General features: G+C 33.6%; 22 protein-coding genes. 14 read left to right on the top strand and 8 right to left on the bottom strand.

Features of this window, described 5'->3' with window-relative positions:
• Positions 1 to 84: 84 nt before the first annotated feature.
• Positions 85 to 3,159 (bottom strand): efflux RND transporter permease subunit, encoded by a 3,075-nt coding sequence (locus ABWU28_RS02235; RefSeq protein ID WP_353275516.1) that lies wholly within the window; start codon positions 3,157 to 3,159, stop codon positions 85 to 87.
• Between the two features lie 161 nt (positions 3,160 to 3,320).
• Between ABWU28_RS02235 and ABWU28_RS02230 the strand changes: the two genes are divergently transcribed.
• A complete protein-coding gene (locus ABWU28_RS02230) occupies positions 3,321 to 3,971 on the top strand; it encodes a hypothetical protein (protein ID WP_007302791.1) in 651 nt (216 codons plus the stop codon).
• A 3-nt stretch (positions 3,972 to 3,974) separates the two neighbouring features.
• Here ABWU28_RS02230 and ABWU28_RS02225 read toward each other — a convergent pair whose 3' ends face one another.
• Positions 3,975 to 4,712: a glutamine synthetase gene (locus tag ABWU28_RS02225; RefSeq protein WP_007302792.1), complete on the bottom strand. Its 738-nt coding sequence runs from the start codon at positions 4,710 to 4,712 to the stop codon at positions 3,975 to 3,977.
• A 325-nt stretch (positions 4,713 to 5,037) separates the two neighbouring features.
• On the opposite strand from ABWU28_RS02225, the gene dnaA reads away from it, so the two are divergent.
• Together dnaA and secF are read left to right on the top strand one after the other, a co-directional pair.
• Positions 5,038 to 6,420 (top strand): chromosomal replication initiator protein DnaA, encoded by a 1,383-nt coding sequence (gene dnaA / locus ABWU28_RS02220; protein ID WP_213863681.1) that lies wholly within the window; start codon positions 5,038 to 5,040, stop codon positions 6,418 to 6,420.
• Positions 6,421 to 6,578: 158 nt separating this feature from the next.
• Positions 6,579 to 7,454 (top strand): protein translocase subunit SecF, encoded by an 876-nt coding sequence (gene secF, locus ABWU28_RS02215; protein ID WP_353275514.1) that lies wholly within the window; start codon positions 6,579 to 6,581, stop codon positions 7,452 to 7,454.
• Positions 7,455 to 7,459: 5 nt separating this feature from the next.
• On the opposite strand, the gene ABWU28_RS02210 is transcribed toward secF, so the two are convergent.
• On the bottom strand, positions 7,460 to 7,984 hold the full coding sequence (locus ABWU28_RS02210) for a TIGR02281 family clan AA aspartic protease (protein ID WP_007302795.1): 525 nt from the start codon (positions 7,982 to 7,984) through the stop codon (positions 7,460 to 7,462).
• A 113-nt stretch (positions 7,985 to 8,097) separates the two neighbouring features.
• Between ABWU28_RS02210 and yidC the strand changes: the two genes are divergently transcribed.
• From yidC to nusB, 3 genes are read left to right on the top strand one after another with little or no spacing between them, the layout of a single operon-like run.
• On the top strand, positions 8,098 to 9,807 hold the full coding sequence (gene yidC / locus ABWU28_RS02205; RefSeq protein WP_353275513.1) for a membrane protein insertase YidC: 1,710 nt from the start codon (positions 8,098 to 8,100) through the stop codon (positions 9,805 to 9,807).
• On the top strand, positions 9,785 to 10,213 hold the full coding sequence (locus ABWU28_RS02200; protein WP_052264871.1) for a 6,7-dimethyl-8-ribityllumazine synthase: 429 nt from the start codon (positions 9,785 to 9,787) through the stop codon (positions 10,211 to 10,213). Before yidC ends, ABWU28_RS02200 begins: the two co-directional genes overlap by 23 nt.
• Positions 10,213 to 10,695 carry a transcription antitermination factor NusB gene (nusB, locus tag ABWU28_RS02195; protein WP_006014794.1) on the top strand — a complete coding sequence of 161 codons (483 nt, stop codon included), beginning with the start codon at positions 10,213 to 10,215 and terminating at the stop codon, positions 10,693 to 10,695. Before ABWU28_RS02200 ends, nusB begins: the two co-directional genes overlap by 1 nt.
• 99 nt (positions 10,696 to 10,794) lie before the next feature.
• Here nusB and ABWU28_RS02190 read toward each other — a convergent pair whose 3' ends face one another.
• Both ABWU28_RS02190 and dut read right to left on the bottom strand, forming a co-directional pair.
• Positions 10,795 to 11,472, bottom strand: coding sequence for a hypothetical protein (locus ABWU28_RS02190; protein WP_214303363.1), 678 nt, complete (start codon positions 11,470 to 11,472; stop codon positions 10,795 to 10,797).
• Between the two features lie 68 nt (positions 11,473 to 11,540).
• A complete protein-coding gene (gene dut, locus ABWU28_RS02185) occupies positions 11,541 to 12,002 on the bottom strand; it encodes a dUTP diphosphatase (RefSeq protein ID WP_007302799.1) in 462 nt (153 codons plus the stop codon).
• Positions 12,003 to 12,345: 343 nt separating this feature from the next.
• Here dut and ABWU28_RS02180 point away from each other — a divergent pair, with 343 nt between their 5' ends.
• From ABWU28_RS02180 to ABWU28_RS02145, 8 genes are all read left to right on the top strand, one after another.
• Positions 12,346 to 13,803 (top strand): IS4 family transposase, encoded by a 1,458-nt coding sequence (locus ABWU28_RS02180; RefSeq protein WP_353275143.1) that lies wholly within the window; start codon positions 12,346 to 12,348, stop codon positions 13,801 to 13,803.
• Between the two features lie 43 nt (positions 13,804 to 13,846).
• Positions 13,847 to 13,987 carry a hypothetical protein gene (locus ABWU28_RS02175; RefSeq protein ID WP_353275511.1) on the top strand — a complete coding sequence of 47 codons (141 nt, stop codon included), beginning with the start codon at positions 13,847 to 13,849 and terminating at the stop codon, positions 13,985 to 13,987.
• Between the two features lie 16 nt (positions 13,988 to 14,003).
• Complete coding sequence (locus ABWU28_RS02170) at positions 14,004 to 14,960, top strand: IS5 family transposase (protein ID WP_353275509.1); 957 nt, start codon at positions 14,004 to 14,006, stop codon at positions 14,958 to 14,960.
• Between the two features lie 308 nt (positions 14,961 to 15,268).
• Positions 15,269 to 15,562 carry a hypothetical protein gene (locus ABWU28_RS02165; protein WP_063631247.1) on the top strand — a complete coding sequence of 98 codons (294 nt, stop codon included), beginning with the start codon at positions 15,269 to 15,271 and terminating at the stop codon, positions 15,560 to 15,562.
• A gap of 102 nt (positions 15,563 to 15,664) precedes the next feature.
• Positions 15,665 to 16,195 (top strand): head-tail connector protein, encoded by a 531-nt coding sequence (locus tag ABWU28_RS02160; RefSeq protein WP_007302801.1) that lies wholly within the window; start codon positions 15,665 to 15,667, stop codon positions 16,193 to 16,195.
• A 237-nt stretch (positions 16,196 to 16,432) separates the two neighbouring features.
• A complete protein-coding gene (locus ABWU28_RS02155) occupies positions 16,433 to 16,834 on the top strand; it encodes a DUF3168 domain-containing protein (protein ID WP_033445336.1) in 402 nt (133 codons plus the stop codon).
• Positions 16,809 to 17,198, top strand: coding sequence for a phage tail tube protein (locus ABWU28_RS02150; RefSeq protein WP_007302803.1), 390 nt, complete (start codon positions 16,809 to 16,811; stop codon positions 17,196 to 17,198). Before ABWU28_RS02155 ends, ABWU28_RS02150 begins: the two co-directional genes overlap by 26 nt.
• A gap of 58 nt (positions 17,199 to 17,256) precedes the next feature.
• The gene (locus tag ABWU28_RS02145) at positions 17,257 to 17,991 is read left to right on the top strand and encodes a hypothetical protein (RefSeq protein WP_353275506.1); all 735 of its coding nucleotides are present in this window, start codon (positions 17,257 to 17,259) and stop codon (positions 17,989 to 17,991) included.
• Positions 17,992 to 18,043: 52 nt separating this feature from the next.
• Here ABWU28_RS02145 and ABWU28_RS02140 read toward each other — a convergent pair whose 3' ends face one another.
• The 3 genes from ABWU28_RS02140 to ABWU28_RS02130 all read right to left on the bottom strand — a co-directional run bounded on the left by ABWU28_RS02140 (position 18,044) and on the right by ABWU28_RS02130 (position 21,461).
• Complete coding sequence (locus ABWU28_RS02140) at positions 18,044 to 18,418, bottom strand: holo-[acyl-carrier-protein] synthase (protein WP_010401163.1); 375 nt, start codon at positions 18,416 to 18,418, stop codon at positions 18,044 to 18,046.
• Complete coding sequence (proS, locus tag ABWU28_RS02135; protein WP_052264936.1) at positions 18,415 to 19,674, bottom strand: proline--tRNA ligase; 1,260 nt, start codon at positions 19,672 to 19,674, stop codon at positions 18,415 to 18,417. Before proS ends, ABWU28_RS02140 begins: the two co-directional genes overlap by 4 nt.
• A 209-nt stretch (positions 19,675 to 19,883) precedes the next feature.
• The gene (locus ABWU28_RS02130) at positions 19,884 to 21,461 is read right to left on the bottom strand and encodes a WH2 domain-containing protein (protein ID WP_353275503.1); all 1,578 of its coding nucleotides are present in this window, start codon (positions 21,459 to 21,461) and stop codon (positions 19,884 to 19,886) included.
• Positions 21,462 to 21,523: the final 62 nt, after the last annotated feature.

The following is a 21,523-nucleotide window of genomic DNA, read 5'->3' as shown; positions in this document are numbered from 1 at the left end:
AATAAATCCAATTTAATTAGTTATAATTATAGCTTCAACAGGTAAAGAACGCTATCTTAAATGTTAAATGATTGCTAATTTAAGTCAAGTTTTTTCATGTCTTTGTATGATAAGCAATGCCGGAGTAAAGAATAAAGTTAAGACCGTTGCAGCCAATATTCCACTTGCTATGGTTGCTGAAATATCAACCCACCACTGGCTTGATGGAGCATCATATGTGATTTGTAGCGTAAAAAAACTGATATTTAACCTAGTAATCATCGGTATTAAACCAAGAACTGTAGTTGCAACGGTAAGTAGTATTGGCCTGATGCGAGAAATTGAAGCGTTTATTATACATTGCTTAATGTTATTTTTGCGCACCTTAATTTGCTGATGAAAGGCATCAAGCAATAGTATATTATTATTCACTATAATTCCTGCTAAAGCAATTATCCCCACTCCACACATGACAACTACAAAAACTTTCTGAATAAGAAAGAAAATGAAAAATACACATGTTGTTGATAAAAACACTGCTGTCATTACGATAAATGTATAGTATATGTTGTTAAACTGTGCCACTAGCACCAATATCATCAATGTAATTGCTAATATAAAAGCCTTTAATAAAAATGCTCCTGATTTTTGTTGATCTTCCTTATCACCTTTGAAATCAATCTTTACTCCTTTACTACAGTCTTGAGTAATCGAATTTTGAATGAACTTAACTCTTTCATCAACAAGATAGCCAGTATCAACGTCAGCAGAGATTGTTACTGTGCGTGATCCATCAATCCTACTTAGTTTATTTGCCTTTTTTTCGGGAACGTATTTCACTATGCTACTCATAGAATATGGTCCATTTGCTGTATTAATAAAAAGGTTATCTATAGTTTTCATGTTGCGATTCTTTCTGGGAAAGCGTAGTACAATATCAATTTCCTCATCTGCGTTATTTGGTCTATATTTTCCAATTAATACTCCATTTGTAACCATCTTTATAAAATCACCGATGGTTGCAACACTTACTCCAGAGCTTGTAGCCTTACTCTTATCAATACTCATATTCCACTCTATTTCAGGTGCTGATCTACTATCTTGAATATTTATAAATCCAGATGAAGGTTGGTCCATAATTTTTAGGATTTTCTCTGCTACTGAATTCAAGTTGGATGCACTTCCGCTTAAGTTAATTTGTATTGGCTTGTCAGCTGATGGTCCTGACTTTTGTTCCTGTACATCAATTATTACTCCTTTTATGTTTTGTACACTACTCCTTATATCATTTAGTATTTGCGTAGCTTTGCGCCTGCAGCGCCAATCTACAAGTTCCAATTGAATTTTGGCAATAACGTTGTCTGAAAATTTTCCTGATCGAGCATAAAAAACATAAATTTCCTTTTCAACACCCAAAATACGTTCTTCTACTTTCTTAAGTATCAAATCTCGTTCTTTGGCTGATAAGCTTTCTTTTACTTTAACGCTGATTAAAATGTTATCTGAATCTACATTCGGAAAGAACTTTAATCCAGGACCAAAAGTAAAATATAATATACTAGACAAAAATAAAACAAACACAACAACACATACAAATTTTTTGGGGTGATCTAAGACTTTCTCTAACATACGTACATAAGTTCTTATTATAAGCCCAGTATTTTTTATCTCACCACTTTCTATAGCACTCATTCTTATTATTTCTTTTTTTGAAGTTATGGAAGGTTTACCAAATATTGCACCAAGTGTTGGTATAAAAACCAAAGCCATAATTAGCGATCCAGTTAAAGTTAGAATTATTGTAATTGGTATGTACTGCATAAATTTACCGACTGTATCGGGCCAGAGTAACAGAGGGAAAAACACTGCTAATTTAGTCAATGTTGATGATAAAACTGGATAGAACATATCATGAACTGAGGTGCAAAAGGCTTCTACTTTATCCATGCCACAAATCATCTTTCTATCAGCATATTCGCTGATTACAATTGCATCATCAACCAGCATGCCAACTGCCATAATTAAACTGAAGAGCACAACTATATTTAGAGTAATACCCATGAGGTAAAGAGCCATTATTCCTATTAGAAAGGAGCCAGGTATTGATAGTGCAACAAGAATAGCAGCCCTTGTTCCCATAAAGAGCATTATTATGGTTAATATTAGTAATACGGCAAATATTATACCATTTTCCAAGTCGTCAAGCACATCACGTACATTTTTTGACTGGTCATTCAAATAAACTACTTTTAAATTTTCAGGTAATTGATCTTTTGCTTTGTCCATTAAGTATTTTACTTGATTTACCGTGTCTATTATGTTTTTTCCATTACGTTTTGAAATTTCTAGTACAATGCTAGGTAGTCCATTAATACGAGCAAATCCTTGGTGATCCTCAAACCCAAGGTATACTTTTGCTATATCTTTGATTCTCAAAACTGCATCACTTTGAGATCTAATAGGAATATTCATAATATCTTCTATGTCTTTTAATAACCCTGATATTTTAATCGAATATTTACCGGTATCATTTTCTAGTGATCCGGCTCCTACCAATCTGTTGTTGTTTGATATAGCTTGAAATATCTCATTTGATTGAATGTTATATTTTGTTAGAACTGTGGGCTCAATTATAACTTCCACTGTTTCTTTACGCATACCTGCTACTTCAACTTTAAGAACATTTGGCAGAGATTCTATTTCTTTCTTTAGTTTGCGTGCTATTTCAGTTAAAGTTCTTTCCGGCAAATTACCAATCAAGCCAACGTTTAGTATCGGAAATAAGCTCAAGTCTATTTCATTGATTATCGGAGATTCTGCTTCAATAGGTAATTTTGATTTTATGTTTAAAAGCTTTGAACGGACATTATCGAGCACTTCTTTATTATTATACTCTGTTCTAAATTCGATTATCATGTGAGCACCATCATTAGTTGCAAAAGCTCTCAATTCTTTTACACCTTCGATGGATCTTAGTTCATTTTCTATAGGAAGCACTAATAGCTTTTCACTATCCTCGACAGAAATACCAGGAAACCCGACAAATACACTAATTATAGGAATCTGTATATCAGGATTGCTTTCTCTTGGCATCTTTATATAAGTGTATGAGCCGAAGGTAAAAATCACGATAAGCAATAATATTACTGTTCTATTCCTCTCTACAAGTAAGCTTTTCATGCCAAACATTATACGTATTTATATCATATTATAGCTAAGATAAATTATATATTAATTAATCCTCATATAGCTTTATGTAAATGATTAAAATTTTTACAGTTTTGCAAGCGTAAGAAAATTTCTATATAATATGACTTTAGTATGGTACTTGAGGGATTATTGTGGTAGCAGTTTTAAGTGTGATAGAAGGCAAGAATAAAGCGATCGTATCTGGGTTGGTTGGTGTTTCATCAACTTTAGTATTTTTAACAATGATTCACATTGCTGCAAAGATAGCCATTATAGTTACTGCTGCTGCAGTTACTTACGCATTACTTTCATTGCTTAATAAAGCAAGACCTAAGTCTGTTAAAACTGATGATATGTCAGAAGATGAAGGGTATAGCAGTGTTGATGAAGGTGAAGAAAAAGATACCGTAAAAGAACCAAAAAGAACTGAAACTGAGCTAGAAGAAGAATTAAAAAATAAAAGAGCAGAAGAAGAAATGAAAAATGGACTACCTAAACATATGGATTTCAAAGGTAATTCACTTTCTAAAAGTGCTGATACTACAGATAGTCATTTCGTTTCTAGTGCTACAAATATTGTTATGGAACCTTTACCTAAACACATGGATGCACTTGGTAATCCACTTCCTGAGCAGCCACCGAGCAACCTTACCAATATAGGGCTTGGATCATCTAAAAGTACGCAGAAACTATCTGCTGCAGACTTGCTATTACAGTATGGGAATGTAAATAATGATGTGAGGAAAGTGCTAGAATGGCCAATTACCTCAAAGGAGTTTAATGGGTTAGGGTTTAACAGGTAGTTGCTATATCAAACTCTCCATCTTATATTGAGGATCAGATGCAATGCCATACACTCTATTTGGCGGAGCAATTTTGTTCTCTATACCAAAAACTATACCTTCAATTATTGCTGTGAGTACTTTTTCAAGGTTACAATCTGCTCCAGGAACACGGTGCTCTAGGCGGCATCTTTTGGAATCGTTGCCAAAATAGGGAATTCTTATCGCAGCAGTTCTGTTATTCACTCCCCAACTAATCGTAGTTGGAGTATGAATATCTGGGTACTGAAATCTTAAATATGAATCATCATTTGGAGCAAAAAACAACATATGTTTTTTCATCATTGCACATAATCCACCTATGCTGTGAATCAGGTGGTCACTATATTTTTGCTTATTGCCATAAAATAAGTTATTATTATTTGAATCCATGAGGCTAACATGTACATTTAGTGCGCTGCCTGCTCTATCCAAATAAGGTTTTGCTTTAAAAGAAACATTACCATCGAACTCTTGTGCTGTTCCAATCAGTAATTTTTTTACTAACTCAAAATGCATAATTAAATTATCAGGACTCGTATAACAATCACTTTTTATCTCGTATTGGTTTAAAGAACTCTCTTTCTCACAAAAAAATCCAAGAGAAGCTATTTTATTTTTGATGCTATTCAGAAATAAATATTCTTTTTTTATTCCCTCAGTGTAAAACTCCAGTTCAATACCGAATACAGTATTATGACTCAAATTACTTAATATAATCACAAATTTACTTCAATAAATTTATACTAAATCAGCTATATTTATGCAAGTACTTTACTTATTTATCAGTAAATTTAATATCTTATTTATACATAATATATTACTATTTTTTAATAACATACTTCTAATCCTCGGTACAAGCGACATTTACAAATTGATTGTTTTTATTTCAAAAAAATGATCAATTTTAGTGCTTTTATACTCTTTACAACTCGTCAAAAAATCCTCATAATTTTAGATATGTATTAAGTAGTTTAGCTTTTTATCTTACAGTAAGCTATTGATTATCTTGCATCTTTCTAATTATTGTTCTTTCTTGGTGTGGTATATGAACTTAACTAACCCTAAGGTTTTTACTATGTTTTTTGATCAGATTATTACAGTAACGGACCACAATGTTACTTGGGAAAAAATCCAAAATTATCTCCATAATCTCTATGGAGAAGCAACATATAACAGCTGGCTGAGTTCACTAAGATTTATCAGCAACAGAAATGGAGAAGTTTTGTTGTCTGTACCAACAAGATTTATAAAGGAGTGGATTACAGTTCACTACATGGAAAAAATATTGTCATTATGGCAAAGCGAAGATCAAAGTGTATGTTCTATTGATATTCAATTAATTGAAGAAAGAAATTCAAATTCTAATACGATACTAAAAAATAGAGAGGAAAATAATCATAATCTTGGTTCACCACTAGATACCAGATTCACTTTTGATAATTTTGTGGTAGGAAAGTCAAATGAGTTAGCATTTACAGCGGCAAAGCGTGTAGCGGAATCTATAGATCCAATATCAGGAAGCAACCCTTTATTTCTATATGGTGGAGTGGGACTTGGTAAAACACATTTAATGCATGCTATAGCTTGGGACATAGTTAATTCTCCGTCAGCAAAAAGAAAAGTGGTATATTTATCAGCAGAGAAATTTATGTATCAATATATTACGGCGCTGCGGAGCAAAGATATTATGTTATTTAAAGAGCAATTTAGATCAGTAGATGTATTGATGGTAGATGATGTGCAATTTATCAGTGGTAAAGATAGTACACAAGAAGAATTTTTTCACACTTTCAATGCATTGATAGACCAAAATAAACAATTGGTTATATCAGCTGATAGGTCTCCTAGTGATCTTGATGGAGTAGAAGAAAGAATAAAATCACGACTTGGTTGGGGATTAGTTGCAGATATTAATGAAACAACTTTTGAATTAAGACTTGGTATATTGCAGGCGAAAGTGGAACGAATGAATATGTATGTTCCAAAGGATGTCCTAGAATTTTTGGCAAGGAATATAAAATCCAATATAAGAGAACTAGAAGGAGCATTAAATAAGGTTGCTCATACCTCTTTAATTGGAAGAAGCATGACAGTAGAATCAGCTAGTGAGACCCTAATTGATCTTCTTAGGTCAAATCATAGGTCAATCACAATAGAAGAAATACAGAAAAAAATAGCTGAATTTTTCAATATAAAGATTGCAGATATGCAATCTAATAGAAGGCTCCGCAGTCTTGCGAGGCCGAGACAAATAGCTATGTATTTTGCAAAGAAGTTTACGCAAAAAAGTTTACCAGATATTGGAAGAAATTTTGGTGGTAGAGATCATGCTACTGTTATACACGCAGTCAAACAAGTGGAAAATTTCATAAGAACTGACCCAAAATTTGCTGATGAAATCAATCGATTAAAAAAGATGTTTAAGTAGCACTTTATTAATGACAACCAGGCTGTTTTCATTTTTTTTGATCAAATATCTTTTTCAAGTAGATTAAGTAAATCAAAGATCATTATTAGTATAAGCTAAGAGAAAATAGCTAGTCGATTGCTTAAAAAGTATATAAAATCACAATTTAAGTAGGAAATATGGCAATTAGACTTATTCCAGATAATCTTGATATAAGATTTAGTAAATATAGAAATTTGACAGCACTTGTTAGCGTTATTCTTATCATTTTTTCAATGCTTACTTTTATGCTGCGTGGAATGAATTTGGGTATAGACTTTACAGGTGGAATTTTGATAGAGATAAAATCTTCAAGCAAGGATGATGCTATTCTCGGTATATTAAAAGAGAGTGGATTTACGATACAGAGTTCAAAAGCTGGTGATAACTTAGTTGTGCGGTTTAAAGATGAGGGAGATGAAGATAAAATTAAAAAGGTTAAAAGTATATTAGAAAGCAAATTAGGTAATTTAGTAACTTATCGTAAAATAGATTATGTTGGTCCACAAATAGGCTCAACGCAGATATTTGAAGGGATATCAGCCATGTTAATTGCAATTATTGGAATATTTTTTTATGTTTGGCTTAGATTTAGCTGGCAGTATGGACTTGGTGGAATAATGGCACTGATCCATGATGTGATTTTAACTCTTGGCTTTATCAGCTTAACGAGTATTGAGTTTAATATTTCATCAGTTGCAGCTCTACTTACCGTGATTGGCTATTCAATCAATAATTCAGTGGTTATATACGATCGGATTCGAGAGTATAAAAAAAATAGAAAAGATGTAGAAATGGATGAAATAGTTGATGCTAGCATTAATTCTACACTATTTCGTACTATGTTAACTTCAGGTACTACTCTTCTTGCTGCTCTTCCTTTAGTGCTGATTTGTACAGGTGTGGTCAGAGACTTCTGCTTAATCATTTCTTTTGGCATTGCAATCGGCACCTGTTCCGCAATATTTATCTCTGCTCCTATATTGACCTGCAGAGCGTTGATAAGTAGAGTATAGAACGTTTAACTACGATATAATATTAGCTTATTATCCCTAATAGTGAAATGAAAATATCTCAAAAAGCTCATACCAAGTAATGAATGGGACATAGAGTGAGTATTAACACTAGCGTGTACATCATTAATTAAAAAATTTCCTATTTTAACTTGAGGGATGTGAACAACACCAGCTTTTATTTGACCTTTTGCAGTTTCATATATTTTAAAGTCTTGAATGTTTTGTAAGTTAATACCAGCATGTAACGCATCTTTTTGCGATAGAACAATATCAGTTGCTCCGGTATCAAGCAAAAACGTTATATTACGATCATTGACTTGAGCTTGAATATAAAAGTGTCCATCGTATGACTTTGTAAATTCAATACTTCCGCCATTTTGAACCCTTCCTTTGTACGGTAGAAAAGTGCTCAGAAACCTATTGCTTAGTTTATCCCCTTGTGAATCAATAAACATTGCAGTAATGACTATTATCAGTAGCCAAATAACTAGATTTTTTGCTGCATTCATATTATTAAAATTTGAAGCCATAAGAGTAAATTTTTAAGATTAGCGTTAAAAGCTATTATTAAAAATAAGTAAATTTTATTGTTTTAGTACAATATTTAATATATACTTTAAGGAGGTATGTTCGATTTAATTTCATGTCAGAAGCAAAAAATTTAATTTTAGCAACAATTCTTTCTATATTGATTATAGTATTATGGCATATTATTTATGATAATTTTCTTAACACGAGCCAAAGCCAACCATCGATTGAAAATATTGAACATATCGAATCTTCTAACAACCTTGCTCCTATGATATACCAAAATCGTTCTGAAATTATTAATTCTACTAGAGAACAGAGAGTTAATTTAACCAATAACATGCTTGAAGGATCAATTTCTCTGAAAGGTGCAAGGTTTGATGACTTAATCTTAACTAACTACCACTTAGAACCGAGTTCTTCTTCTCCACAAGTGGTGTTACTGTCACCTGCAGAATCAAAAGATGTATATTTCGCAGAATTTGGGTGGCTCGATCCGAATGAAAAGATTAAAGTTCCAGATTCTAAAACAGTATGGCAAGCAGATAAACTCAATCAAAAAGAGGTCAATTTATTTTGGGATAATGAAAATGGCATTTTATTTAGAATGAAAATTAGCCTTGACGATAACTACATGTTTAAAGTTGAGCAAATTATTGAAAACAATACAAAAGATAATGTAGTTTTGGTTCCCTATGGTAAAATCAATCGTAAACGTGATAATATTAACGAATCCTATTGGATATCACATGAAGGAGTACTAGGTGCATTTAACAATAAACTAGAGGAGTGGACATATAAGGATATTTCCAAGAAACGTTTAATAAAGGCCAGCACAAGTGAAAAAAGTTGGTTTGGTTTTGCTGATAAATATTGGTTTACAGCTATCATACCTGAAAAATCTGATCAAATAAATGTAAGTATTAAGCATACGAATGTTAATAACATTGATAAGTTTCAAGTAGATTTTGTTAAACCTTACAAACACATACTCCCTGGTGCAAGTGTTTCTACTCTGAACTACTTTTTTGCTGGGGCAAAGAAATTGAATTTACTTGATTCTTATAAAGACACTCTCAATATACCTTTGTTTGATAAGGCTGTAGATTTTGGTGTTCTTTATTTTATAACCAAGCCGGTGTTTTTACTGCTTGAATATTTTAACTTTGTTTTGAAAAATTTTGGCTTAGCAATATTATTGCTAACTTTAGTAATCAAACTTTTGATGCTTCCCTTATCTAATAGATCATATATTTCGATGTTCAAGGTGAAAAGCCTGCAGCCTGAATTAACTCGTATAAAAGAGTTGTACAAAAATGACAGCTTAAAGCAGCACAAAGAGACAATTGCGTTGTTCAAGAGAAACAATGTAAATCCAATGTCGAGCATTTTCCCTATGCTCATACAAATACCAGTATTTTTTGCTCTGTATAAAGTATTATTTGTTACTATAGAGATGAGACACGCCCCTTTTTATTTATGGATTAAGGATCTTTCAGCTTCTGATCCAACAAACATTTTTACATTATTTGGGTTGTTTAATTATAACTTTCCTATTTCTATAGGCATTTTACCTATAATTTTCGGCGCTACCATGATAATTCAGCAGAAGCTAAGTGAGAAAGATCAAACCAGTAAAGATGATATTCAAGTAAATGTTATGAAGTTTTTACCTTACATTTCCGTCTTTATTTTTTCTTCTTTTCCTGCCGGCCTGGTAATATATTGGATATTTAGTAATATTATAACTCTGGTTCAACAATACTTAATAAAGTTCTTCTTAACAAGAAAAGTCGGGATAAATGTCGAAAATACTAATAGTTAATTCAATTTATTATACCGAAATAGCGAACCTTTTGCTTGAAGGTGCAGTCGATAGATTAAAAGAAAGTCATGCAAGCTATGACATAATTGAAGTTCCTGGTGCATTTGAGATACCAGCTACAATTCTCTTTGCAGTAAAAAGCAAGAATGCTAATTATGACGGTTATTTAGCTCTTGGGTGCGTGATTCGCGGTGAAACTGATCATTATAAATACGTTTGTAAAGGAGTAATCGAAGGCTTAAATGAAGTTATTATGCATTATGCAATACCCCTTGGTATGGGCGTAATTACCGCTGACAGCAAAGATAAAGCACTAATTAGAGCTGACAAAAATAAAAAGAACGTTGGTGGCCATGCAGCCTCAACTGTTTTGCATATGATAGATCTACACAATAAATTAAAATAATGGAGGAAAAACCAGTAGATAAAAAGTGGCGCATAAAAAGAAGTACGGCAAGATTTCTTGCTGTACAAATTGCTTATTCAAATATTTTTGTAAGTTACAACAAAAGCACTTTTAAATTGGAAAATTGTGAGCTTAAGGACTACATAAGTACGTTGAAAGATATATTTGAATGTGAAGAATTTGAACATCAGTTCTTAGAAAACTTGTTATGTAAGGTTATAAAAAGCAGTGAAGAATATGATAAAATAATAGAGTCTTATTTACACCCAAGCTGGTCACTTTCACGATTAAATCTTATAAGCTTATCTATTTTGCGTATTGCAGTATGTGAGTTAATTGATTTTGATACACCAGCACCAATTGTTATTAATGAATATACTAACATTGCATCTGATTTACTTGATGCTCCAAACAAAATTGGCTTTATTAATGGGTTGTTAGATAAGGTAAAGGATGCAGTCAGACTAAATAAAAATCCTTAGCAAATTTCTTACAAGTATGTGAATATCTATTTTTTGAGACAGTTTCTACAATAAGTTTAAGTCATTAACACTAAAAAATGAAGGGAAGACTTATTCCTTTTATACTTGGCTGATTAATAATCTTTCTGGCTTTTCGTGTTCAACTTTTGGTGACTTAACAATTGAGCTTGGCACAAATTCGATGGTTAGTTCTTGAACATTATTTTCTTCAACGTTTAAACCTAACGTTTTTAACTCCTGTCCACAATTTATCTGTTCAAATGTACTATCCCCTTTCTTCTTGTATAGCTGATGTATATCAAGGAGTTTAGTGTTGCCAAGCAAGATTGGATCAGGATTACCAATATATCTGATCTGACCATAACTCTCAGCTTTGAATACTTCGCCTTTTGAGTTAGTAAAATCTATAGTATATTCACCATTTTCGTTCTTATAGTTCTTTTCAATAAATTCAAGATCTTTATTTGTTACCTGCAACATCAGGTATCTTTGAGAGCTACCAGCAACAATTCTCGGAGCTTTAAGTTCAGATATTTCATTATTTTTCATGAAGGAATATATTGCTAAACTAATCAGTGCAACAGTAACAAATGCTAAAACACTCATTCCAAGTGGTGTAGCTGCAAAAGCTGCAAGTGGAGCAAGTATATAAGTTGAAGACATCAAATATGGTGATGAAAGTGCTACTGCTGCGCCTATAACATACAGAGAAGTAAGTACTAAAAGTGCAGTATTTGTTTTGTGGAGCTGGCCACGGTGGTTTTTAAAAATTAACATAATTGCCTCATTTAAATTAATTAAAGTTGTATGTAAAGAATTATTATTGTCAACTTATAAACAATAAATTATCTACCACTTGAGCCGAAGCCTCCTTCATTGCGAGCAGTTTCTTTTGCATAGAATTCTTCTATGTTGTTCCAAATTATCTCAGGTACAGGAGTGATAAGAATTTGTGCAATTCTATCTCCTCTTTTTATTTCATATGGCTGATTACTTAGATTGATTAGGCAAACTTTAACTTCACCTCGATAATCGGAGTCTATAGTGCCCGGAGAATTTAAGACAGTGATTCCATGTTTTGCAGCAAGCCCAGAACGTGGGCGAACTTGTCCTTCAAAACCGTTTGGTATTGCAATTACAATGCCAGTTGGAATAAGTAACCTTTCAAGTGGATTTAAAATAACAGAGTCGTCCAATGCAGCATAAAGATCCATGCCAGCACTCTGCATAGTTGCATAACAGGGAAGAGGCAAGCTTTTGCCATGTGATAACTTTTTTATTTCTACTTTAATTTTATCTCTTTGCATTTTTATTCACCAGTTATGAAAATTTGATTGTAGCATGTAAATTATGCCTGTAAAAGATAAGAAAACTACTTGACAAATCTTTCAGCTTCCTTACTATAAAATTCAAAGTGTTTTATTACCTTCAATCTGTTCAGATTAAACGACAAAAGTATTATACAGTTGGCGTCTTATAAATCTTTCCGCTATGTGCACTTTATGTCTTCACAACAATTTCTACCTAATATAAGCTGAAGCGGGCTTATAAAATGTTTAAATACAGTATAGAACGCCAATTTTTAGGACTCACTTTTACCCACAAATAAAAAAGCGAGTAAAATGGATACCAAATAAATTTGGGATTAAAATGAGTGAAGTAAGTACAAATGTGCAATATACTGATGGCTTAGGGGATAAATGGCTGGAAAGAGAGTTAAAACACGTTAATTTAGGAGATACAAGACTTAATAAGAGACTTATTAAAACAGGCTATTGTATAGAGGGTAAGGCGTCTGGATCAATTAATCAAAGCTGTAGTGGATGGAAAGAAGCTAAGGGTGCATACAGATTATTTAGCAATGAAAAGCTTAAGGATAAGGAAATTTATTCTTCCCATTACAAAGAAACTATGGAGAGAATGAAAGGAAATCAGTTTGTTTTTTCAGTTCAAGATACAAGTTATTTGGATTTTGACTCTCATATAAAAACCAAGAGGCTAGGTAGTATTTCTAAAGCTTATACGAAGCATAAAATGGGTTTACTGTTGCACAGTGCCTTAATAGTCAGCAAAGACGGATTACCTTTAGGTCTATCTTCTCAACAATGTTGGGCACGTTCTATTAGGGAAAAAGAAACGTCACAAGAAAAAGCAAACAGGAAATACCGTACCTCCATAGAAGAAAAAGAAAGTTATAAGTGGATAACAGCTCTCAAAGAAAGCATAAACAACCTTCCTGCAAATGTACAACTTGTTACCCTTGGTGATAGAGAGGCAGATATCTTCAAATTTTTATGGATCACTGAGACATTAGGTAGTTTTTATGTAATCCGTAATCGAACTAATAGAAGATTTATCTGCACTGAAATTGGAAAAACAGATTTGCAAACACGCATCACTCAACTGCCAGTAAAGAAGAAAATTTCTCTAGAAGTTAATAAAGGTAGAAACCAAAGATCAAGGAAAGCTAATATTGAAGTTAAGTATATGAAAGGCTATATACCTATCAGATCTTCTTCAATTTATGGATCAAAAGACAGAGTGCATAAAATAAGTGATAAAATCCCTGTATATGTGGTAAGTGCAAAAGAAACAAATCCTCCTGAAGGATTGGAAGCTATTGATTGGACTTTGTTGACTAATGTACCAGTTAATAGCACTTTAGATGCTATAGAAAGGATAAATTGGTATAAGCTAAGATGGAAAATTGAGGAGTATTTCAGGGTTTTAAAATCAGGATGTAAAATAGAAAGCTCTCGTTTAACTACAAAGGAAAGGCTACAGAAATTAATTGCTATAAAGAGCATTATTGCATTTAAAATTTTATATTTAACAAAAGTCGCTTTATCAAATCCCATGGAAACCTGTACTAAAATTTTAAGCAATGAAGAGTGGAAGGCCCTTTTCATACGTGAGCATAAAGTAGCTACATTACCAGAAGAACCTCCAAACATAAAACAAGCTATTATTTGGTTAGGAAAATTAGGTGGATTTATGAATAGAAAAAGTGATAATTTACCAGGGGCTATGACTCTATGGCGGGGCTATGAAAATCTTAAGGAGAGCATAGTTATGCTTCACATCATGACCTCTCAAAATTGTGGGTAAAAGTGAGTTTTTAGGATGAGAGAGTAACAACTAGCTAACGCTTTTGCCTTTTTTTATTAGTAAATTTCTTAACGTTTATATAGAGGGTGTCATTCCAGCACTTGATGCTGGAATGGCTTTGTTGCACCACTCAAGGAAAGAACAGGCAGTTACTGATGGAATTTGTTATAAAATAGATATTTAGCCGACAAAGGAAAAATATGCCAATAAGAATGAAAGTCAGTAACTGCAATGAATATAACAAATTTCTTCAAGAAAGGGGAAATGTTTTTCATTATATCAACGATGCCATTGAAAATTGGTACGAAAATAGTCCAAAAGTAGCAGGTGGCAACAATGTCTACAGCGACAAAGTAGTGATTCTAATTCACATAATAACCTATCTATTCAGGATTGGTCTTAGGCAAACAGTGGGATTTATAGAGAAATATCTTGAGCAAATAGGGAAAATTTTGCAAATTATCAGCTATTCGCAGGCTTCAAGAAGGTTTAAAAAGCTTAATATCAAAATCAACGACTGCAGAGTTGATAAGAACGATATGGAAGATATTGAAATTGCTATAGATAGTACAGGTATCAGCATCTACAATAATATTCCAGGCCATAGTAAGGCAAATGGTACAGATAGAAAGTATCGCCGCTATGAGCAAACAAGAAAGCTACATGTAATGCTAGAGATAGGTAGTAAAAAAGTTATAGCTGCAAAATACAGTAGTAGAGTTTATTCCGACCACTATGGAGCCTGTGATCTTATTGAAAGAGTGGATACCAAGTATAACATAAGCACGATATATGCAGATAGGGCATATAATCGAAAGAAGTTATACAAACTGTGCGATGAGCTTGACATAAAGACAAGGATTCCTCCGCAAAATAATGCAGTAGAGCATCCAAAGTTGGATTATATGAATGAGAGAAATTCTACAATCAAGCTCATAAAGTCATATGATGAAGATGGTATGAAGAGGTGGAAAAAAGAGATAAATTATTGGAAGAGATCTTATATAGAAAGTTTTTTCTCGCGACTGAAGCAAATATTTGGATTTAGTTTTAGGAATAAATCTGAGATTAATCGTGAGAAGGAACTGCTACTCAAGTGTTATTTGCTTAACAAATTTACTGAAATAGGCATGGCTAAGTTTGATATAGCTTCATGAATTTATTATACATTACCCACTATCCGAAGAGCTGTGCAACAAAGCCTGCTGGAATCCAGCCTTTCTGCAATCTCATCGAAAACGTTGTACCACCTTTCTATGCTAGTTTGCTTGTGAGCAACTTAGATCCCAGTGTCTGGGCACTGGGATGACAAAAAAGGGCTACTTGAATGACATACTTGAATTTACGCTATAAAGTGAACCGGTTTGGTGTGCTGCTGTTGTTTGCAGTATTGTAGTGCTAATTTTTTACTTCGGTAGTCTTTTTATTGTCATTATAATTACAAGAATAGTTGAGGCCAATTAATATGAAAACTTTTACGAAAAATTTTAAAGGTAAGGAAAGAAAGCTAGAAGAGTTCAATGAGAAAGTTGAAGACATATCAGCTGTAGCTCAAGATAAGTTTGCACATGAACTTGAAAATATCGCATATGAAAGTGTGCAGAAATTTCGCAGTCTACTTGCTAAAGAAATAAACTCCACTTTCAATAACATTCATTCTCAGAATGTCAATCTACTAAAATCTGGCTTAGTAAACTTGATCAATAAAAAAGGAGAAACAGCGTTAATACGTTCTCTTCTCAATATACTTGTACGATAGAGTTGCTGCTGCAATTTAATATTAAGTGATAACTAAAATAAGTAAGATTTTTTATGGATAAGTCTTACTTATTTTAGCTATATATAGAAAAGGAGGGTTGTTATGTCAACAAGACTAAAGTATCCAATTATAAATATACAACGTAAGTCTAAGCCTAAATCTTTTCCAGTAACTTTAGGAGAGGTTAAATCTTTTTTACGAATTGAAAATGATCAAGATGATAAGTTGATTTCAAGTTTTATTTTTATGGCAACTGATTATGCTCAGTGGCATATGGAAAAGTCTCTAGTAAAGCAAACGTGGCAAGTTTCATATGAAGGTTATATACCTCGTAGAATCTATTTAAGCTATGGTCCTGTGAATAAAATAATATTGGCTACTGATAAGAATAGAAAACTTAGTTATTATTTTAGTGATATAGGAAGCTATATTGAATTTTTCAATTATTTGAACATAATAAGGGCTGATGTTGTATATGAAGCTGGTTATGATAGTGTTCCTGAGCAAATAAAGCTAGGTATTATACAGCATGTTTCTGCTCTCTATAAAAATCGTGAATCAGAAGTAAGTAGCCATTTATCTGAGGTAAAGAAGGTGTATTCTCCATTTCGCGAACCAAAGGTTGTTTTGTAGTTCCTGTTTGTCATTCAATAGCAGATACAACAGATGGTGTCATCCGAGTAGCCCCTTCGATGTCATCCCAGTACTGGGATTACAAGAAAGAGCTACTGGAACGACATCATTATAAAGTGAACCAGTGTCTGGGGATGGGATGACATCTTCTTGACAGATAATGTTCGTGCAGTAAGCACTAGGATGATACCATCTGTTGTACCTGCAAATTGCAATCTTCGTAAACGTATCTGTGAGATGGAAAAAATTCAAATTATAAATGAGTTGTATGATAGTATTTATGCAGCATTAAAAGCAAACTCTGATTTAAAGAAATATGTTACTAACATCTATGATTACCTGCCTAAGCAGGTTACTATTCCTTATCTGAGATTGCGCATAGTAAATTATGTTAACCTGCATATGCTATCTAATTTTGCTACAAAAGTAAGATTTTCATGCGACATATATACTTATCATATAAGCAGCATGCTTGCTGCTATAAAGCATGTTGGCTTGGTGGTAAAGAGCATTAGTAGTGAGACCATTTTGGAAAGTAATTGTGTTATAAATCAGCATGATGAAGTTTTACATTCAACAATTAATTTTGATATTTTAATACAAGGAGGTAGCGATGAGCAAATTACAGCTGAAAATTAAAGGTCATGACAATAATTTTGTTGTGCTGAATAATATACGAAACTTAAGGTTTACTTTGCGTAATAACAAAGAGGAGATGAAAGATATTTCCTCTTTTGGCTGGAGAAAAGTGCTTGATTGTGCTGGAAGTAGAAAGATTACAATAAAAATTAATGGCATTTTAAATTCAGTATTGGCTGATGAATTATTGCGTAATTCTGCAATGTTAAACTCTAATAATGATTATGAGATTAGTTTTAATGCTAAGGAGAAGATAAAACTCAGGTGTTCGGTTGAATTGTATGAGAGATATTATGATCCTGCCACTTTTGACAGCTTCACTGTAGTTTTAGCCAGTGCTGAAGTTGTGAACACTTTTCATTAGTGTTAATTTAATTTTTTCATATACAATAATAATAAGTGGGAATAAATTAAAAAAAATTATGAACGATGAGGATCTTTTCGAAGAAGGCGATGATAATGTTGAAGAGAATAGCGATGACAGAAGAGAAAGGAATTTGAAGAATGAAAATCAGCTTGAAGAGCAGTGCAAAGAGTATTTAAAACCTTTCGAGGATATTTTAAGTCAAATTGATGAAGGAGTTGATAATTTAGATAGTTACGAAAGGACTATGCAAGTAAAGCGAAGTATAGATAGGCTCATAGAAACCTTATATAGCCAAGCAGCATCTGAGGATATTGATGTAGAACTTGAAACCACAAAGCACACTCGCGATAAATCAGAATCCAAGAAAAGAGTTCTGGAAAAGAGAAAGAAACAACTGATGGAAGAGATCTTAAGTTTTCAACAACAAAAGGAGCTAATGAATAGTAGGGAAAAACATGAAGTAGCAAGTGATGGGGATGTTCAGAAGGCAAAAGCACGAGTGAAGTCTTCAATTAGGGGGGTGTTGTTTTCAGTTATTGCTCATAGAATGGATCCACGAAGGAGGGCAGGGGAAACTGCTGATGACAATGAAAAGCAAGCTCGTATGTACGGTAGAGAAGCAGTTGGTGGAGTTTTAGGTGGATTGTTCAAGGCGTTTTTAACTGCAGTTGCTGCTGTTGTGTGCGAAATTGCTAAACCACTTCAACATATGAATACACAAGAGACGTCTTTTGCAAAACAAGTTGAAGAAAGCAGAAACCAGGATTCACAGAAAGGTCGATCTGTGTAGGTCAAAGTATAATTTCAAAAAAATTTTTGAAATCATATGTACTAAACAATATCTACTCAACGCAAATTACAACAAACGCAGTAGCATAATCTTGATCATCACTTAGAGAAAGGTGTATCTTGTAGTCTTTCGAGATGAAATCCTTTGTGATAGCAAGATGTGGTTTTCCCCTGATAGTACTGTATATTTCTATATCTTTCATTATAATTCCTTGGCTGAATCCAGTGCCTAGCGCTTTAACAAAAGCTTCCTTTGCAGCAAAGCGTTTAGCAAAATATTTTGCTCTTACTTCTTGGCTATTATATTTTTTGCTTATCTCTATTTCCTTCTTAGTATAGACTTTATTGAGAAATTTTTCCCCGTATTTTTGTGATATTCTCAATATTCTGGGTATATATACTATGTCAGTGCCAATACCGTATATCATTTTGCGCTAAAACGATTTATTGCTTCTTCAACTTGTATTTCCTGTACCTCTCCAGTTGCCCTATTTTTTACTTCAACTATATTTGAAGTTACTGCTTTCTTTCCAATAATTATTTGCCACGGCAAGCCTATCAGATCCATTCTGGCAAATTTCACTCCTACACTTTCGTCCGTATCATCATAAAGCACTTCATCGCTTTTCAAAGCTTTGTATATTTTATCTGCAGCCTCCGTTACTTTTGTTTGTAAATTGATCAAACCAACTTTAAAAGGAGCTACTGCCTCTGGCCAGATAATTCCTTTATCATCATGGAAAGCTTCTATTATTGCGCCAACAAGCCTTGAAACTCCAATACCATACGAACCCATATGCATGTTAACATTTTTTCCATCTTGAGAAGTAACACTTGCCTTCATAGGTTTCGAATATTTATCACCAAAATAAAAAATATGCCCTATTTCAATACCCTTGCTAACATTTAACTGTTCTTGCGTTATAGGACAACTTTCAGGATCATGCATATCGTCTGCAACTGCATATATGCTCTTCAGGCTTTCAATATCTTCGCTTTCTAGTAATTCAAAAAGTTTATTGTCATAATATAGAGTGCTCTCACCGGTGTTTGCCAATATATGAAATTCATGACTTAAATTTCCTCCAATTGGTCCTGTATCTGCCCTCACTCCAATTGGAGTAAGTCCCATGCGTTTGAAGATTTTTATGTAAGTTTTATACATCAAATTATATGAATTCAGTGCACCTTCGTAATCTACATCAAAACTGTATGCATCCTTCATCAGAAATTCCCTGCCTCTCATAACGCCATAACGAGGTCTTACTTCGTCACGAAACTTCCACTGAATTTGATATAAACAAAGTGGTAAATCTTTGTAACTTTTTACCGTATTTCTAATCAAATCAGTTACCACCTCCTCATGCGTTGGACCAAAAAGCATATCGCTTTCATGCCTATCTTTAATACGCAGCATTTCTTTGCCGTAATCATCGTAACGTCCTGACTCTCGCCAAAGACTTGCTGGCTGCACACAAGGCATCAACACTTCAATTGCACCAATTTCATCTCTGATAATATTTTCAATATTTTTAAGTACCAAAAGGCCAAGAGGTAACCAAGAATAAATTCCAGATGCTGTCTGCTTGATTAAGCCCGCACGTAACAAATATTGATGAGAAATAATTTCAGCACCAGCCGGGGTTTCTTTTAAAGTTGGCAGGTAATATTGAGATAAACGCATTTGATAAATCTGATTGTACTAAGCAATCTTAGTACAATCAGGCCTTTAGGTAAACTTATTTTAAAAAGGAAGGAAAGTGTATGGTGCTTTTCTTGACATTTCCTTATTATTCAAATCTCTTTCGGATTTCCTGAACAGAAACAGTAGACGATTCTTGCATCTCACTAATTGCTAGCTCCACAGTATTTGTTTTTGTTGGAGAAGAAGCTTCAGATTTCGTTTTTGAATTGCGATATCGGTGGCTTCTCTGCCTTTAGTGTAGAACGTGGTGGAGTTGTGGATTTAGGTTTTACATTATCATCAGATTCATGACCACTGTCAGAACTATCCCTTCTTTTTTTATTGTCTAGTTGAGGGTTTAGAGGTGTTGAATATGTACTTTCATTATCGCTCCAATCTTGTTCATACTCTTCACTACTGCTACTCGATACACTACTACTACGACTCCGTGGTGGTGGGATCATAGCTGACATTTTATTGAATGCCCCGTACAGTTTACTTGGCTGTTGTAAGTTGTCCTTATTGTTAACAGGTTTCAACTTAAAATTTCCTTCTCTTATCTCCGCAAACAGAGCAGAACGATCATGCTCAGATTCATTAGCATTTTTTGGTGCACAATTCTTAGGTTTCTCCGTACACTTGGAAGCTGTAGGAGGAGGCGGCTGAGATGGTAGTGGTGCAGCATTTTGTGGCAATGGAGGAGGTGGTGGTGGCGGTGCACTGGGTGTTCCAGACATTACTGGAAATGATGGTGTAGGAGTATTGCTATGTTCAAGTTCTTTTGCTTTCTGTAAATCTTGTGATTGATTTTGACATACTTCGTTGTTTTGCTGTTGTACGTCGTCCTCTCCATCAGTTGCTTTTCTTCGTTTTTTGAGCGTTTCGTGCAAATCAGCCATCAAATCTCCACTTCCTTGTTGCTTGCCACCTCCTGAGGGTATGGATTTATTATTAGCATTATTCTTTAGAGTAGGTGATGTTGGTGCACTGGATGTTCCAAGCGTTACTGAAAGTGATGATGTATGAGTATTGCTGTGTTCAAGTCCTTTTGCTTTCTGTAAATCTTGTGATTGTTTTCTACCAGGATCAACTCCTTTCTCGCTGTTTATTGCAGAAAGGTATGAATAGATAAGATATGCAGCTAAGCTCAACATAACCGATGCAGAAACAAAAGCAATAACTGCAGAAGAAACTGGCACTGCAGCACTACTTAATACCGCTGAAATGATAAAATACGTGCATACTCCAGCTACAGGACCGGATGTACACAATAACAAAATAGCAATTGAATATTTTAAGCGAGTTGCCTTTTTTTGTTCTGCTACAGATGACTTTTGATTTTCACTATCAGAGTGTACACCATTATGTTGTTCAGTCATAGGTTTTTTCGGCATAACCTGTTTAGTATTGCTTCTATCATTTTTAGTTTTGTCACTCGCATTATCTTCTTCTTTTGACTGAGCGCTATTTTTGGTTTCTGGATTCTTAACATGAATACTATTCTTGCTTCCTTCATCTGCAGTTTCGCTATTTACATTATGTTCTTCTTGTTTTTTCTTAAATAGTGGATTTTTTGCAAAATTAAGAGATGATTGTTGAACAGGACTCTTAGATTGACCTTTTTTTGGTTCAGTGCGACTGCTAATTCCTGATGTAGCCAAATTAGAAGGTTTTTTATTATCCTGTGGAAGTTTCCAATTCTTTAAACCTCCGGATGGTAAAGGAGGAGGTGGCGGTGGCGGAGCTGATGATGGTGTGTTACTATTAGATAAATCATTAGTAAGCATTTTTCTTCCTTATTATTAATATTATATTAATGATAATTAAATTATTAGTACTTGTCAATAAT

It is taken from the genome of Wolbachia endosymbiont (group B) of Pilophorus perplexus, assembly GCF_964028155.1.
Classification (GTDB): Bacteria; Pseudomonadota; Alphaproteobacteria; order Rickettsiales; family Anaplasmataceae; genus Wolbachia.
This window is presented reverse-complemented; position numbering and strand designations above follow the sequence as displayed.

What these genes read in the sequence shown, in the direction of transcription:
- ABWU28_RS02235 (WP_353275516.1), bottom strand. Translation starts at nt 3,159, where the DNA reads ATGAAAAGCTTACTTGTAGAGAGGAATAGAACAGTAATATTATTGCTT.
- dnaA (WP_213863681.1), top strand. Translation starts at nt 5,038, where the DNA reads ATGAACTTAACTAACCCTAAGGTTTTTACTATGTTTTTTGATCAGATT.
- secF (WP_353275514.1), top strand. Translation starts at nt 6,579, where the DNA reads ATGGCAATTAGACTTATTCCAGATAATCTTGATATAAGATTTAGTAAA.
- ABWU28_RS02210 (WP_007302795.1), bottom strand. Translation starts at nt 7,984, where the DNA reads ATGGCTTCAAATTTTAATAATATGAATGCAGCAAAAAATCTAGTTATT.
- yidC (WP_353275513.1), top strand. Translation starts at nt 8,098, where the DNA reads ATGTCAGAAGCAAAAAATTTAATTTTAGCAACAATTCTTTCTATATTG.
- ABWU28_RS02200 (WP_052264871.1), top strand. Translation starts at nt 9,785, where the DNA reads ATGTCGAAAATACTAATAGTTAATTCAATTTATTATACCGAAATAGCG.
- nusB (WP_006014794.1), top strand. Translation starts at nt 10,213, where the DNA reads ATGGAGGAAAAACCAGTAGATAAAAAGTGGCGCATAAAAAGAAGTACG.
- ABWU28_RS02190 (WP_214303363.1), bottom strand. Translation starts at nt 11,472, where the DNA reads ATGTTAATTTTTAAAAACCACCGTGGCCAGCTCCACAAAACAAATACT.
- dut (WP_007302799.1), bottom strand. Translation starts at nt 12,002, where the DNA reads ATGCAAAGAGATAAAATTAAAGTAGAAATAAAAAAGTTATCACATGGC.
- ABWU28_RS02180 (WP_353275143.1), top strand. Translation starts at nt 12,346, where the DNA reads ATGAGTGAAGTAAGTACAAATGTGCAATATACTGATGGCTTAGGGGAT.
- ABWU28_RS02170 (WP_353275509.1), top strand. Translation starts at nt 14,004, where the DNA reads ATGCCAATAAGAATGAAAGTCAGTAACTGCAATGAATATAACAAATTT.
- ABWU28_RS02165 (WP_063631247.1), top strand. Translation starts at nt 15,269, where the DNA reads ATGAAAACTTTTACGAAAAATTTTAAAGGTAAGGAAAGAAAGCTAGAA.
- ABWU28_RS02160 (WP_007302801.1), top strand. Translation starts at nt 15,665, where the DNA reads ATGTCAACAAGACTAAAGTATCCAATTATAAATATACAACGTAAGTCT.
- ABWU28_RS02155 (WP_033445336.1), top strand. Translation starts at nt 16,433, where the DNA reads ATGGAAAAAATTCAAATTATAAATGAGTTGTATGATAGTATTTATGCA.
- ABWU28_RS02150 (WP_007302803.1), top strand. Translation starts at nt 16,809, where the DNA reads ATGAGCAAATTACAGCTGAAAATTAAAGGTCATGACAATAATTTTGTT.
- ABWU28_RS02145 (WP_353275506.1), top strand. Translation starts at nt 17,257, where the DNA reads ATGAACGATGAGGATCTTTTCGAAGAAGGCGATGATAATGTTGAAGAG.
- ABWU28_RS02140 (WP_010401163.1), bottom strand. Translation starts at nt 18,418, where the DNA reads ATGATATACGGTATTGGCACTGACATAGTATATATACCCAGAATATTG.
- proS (WP_052264936.1), bottom strand. Translation starts at nt 19,674, where the DNA reads ATGCGTTTATCTCAATATTACCTGCCAACTTTAAAAGAAACCCCGGCT.
- ABWU28_RS02130 (WP_353275503.1), bottom strand. Translation starts at nt 21,461, where the DNA reads ATGCTTACTAATGATTTATCTAATAGTAACACACCATCATCAGCTCCG.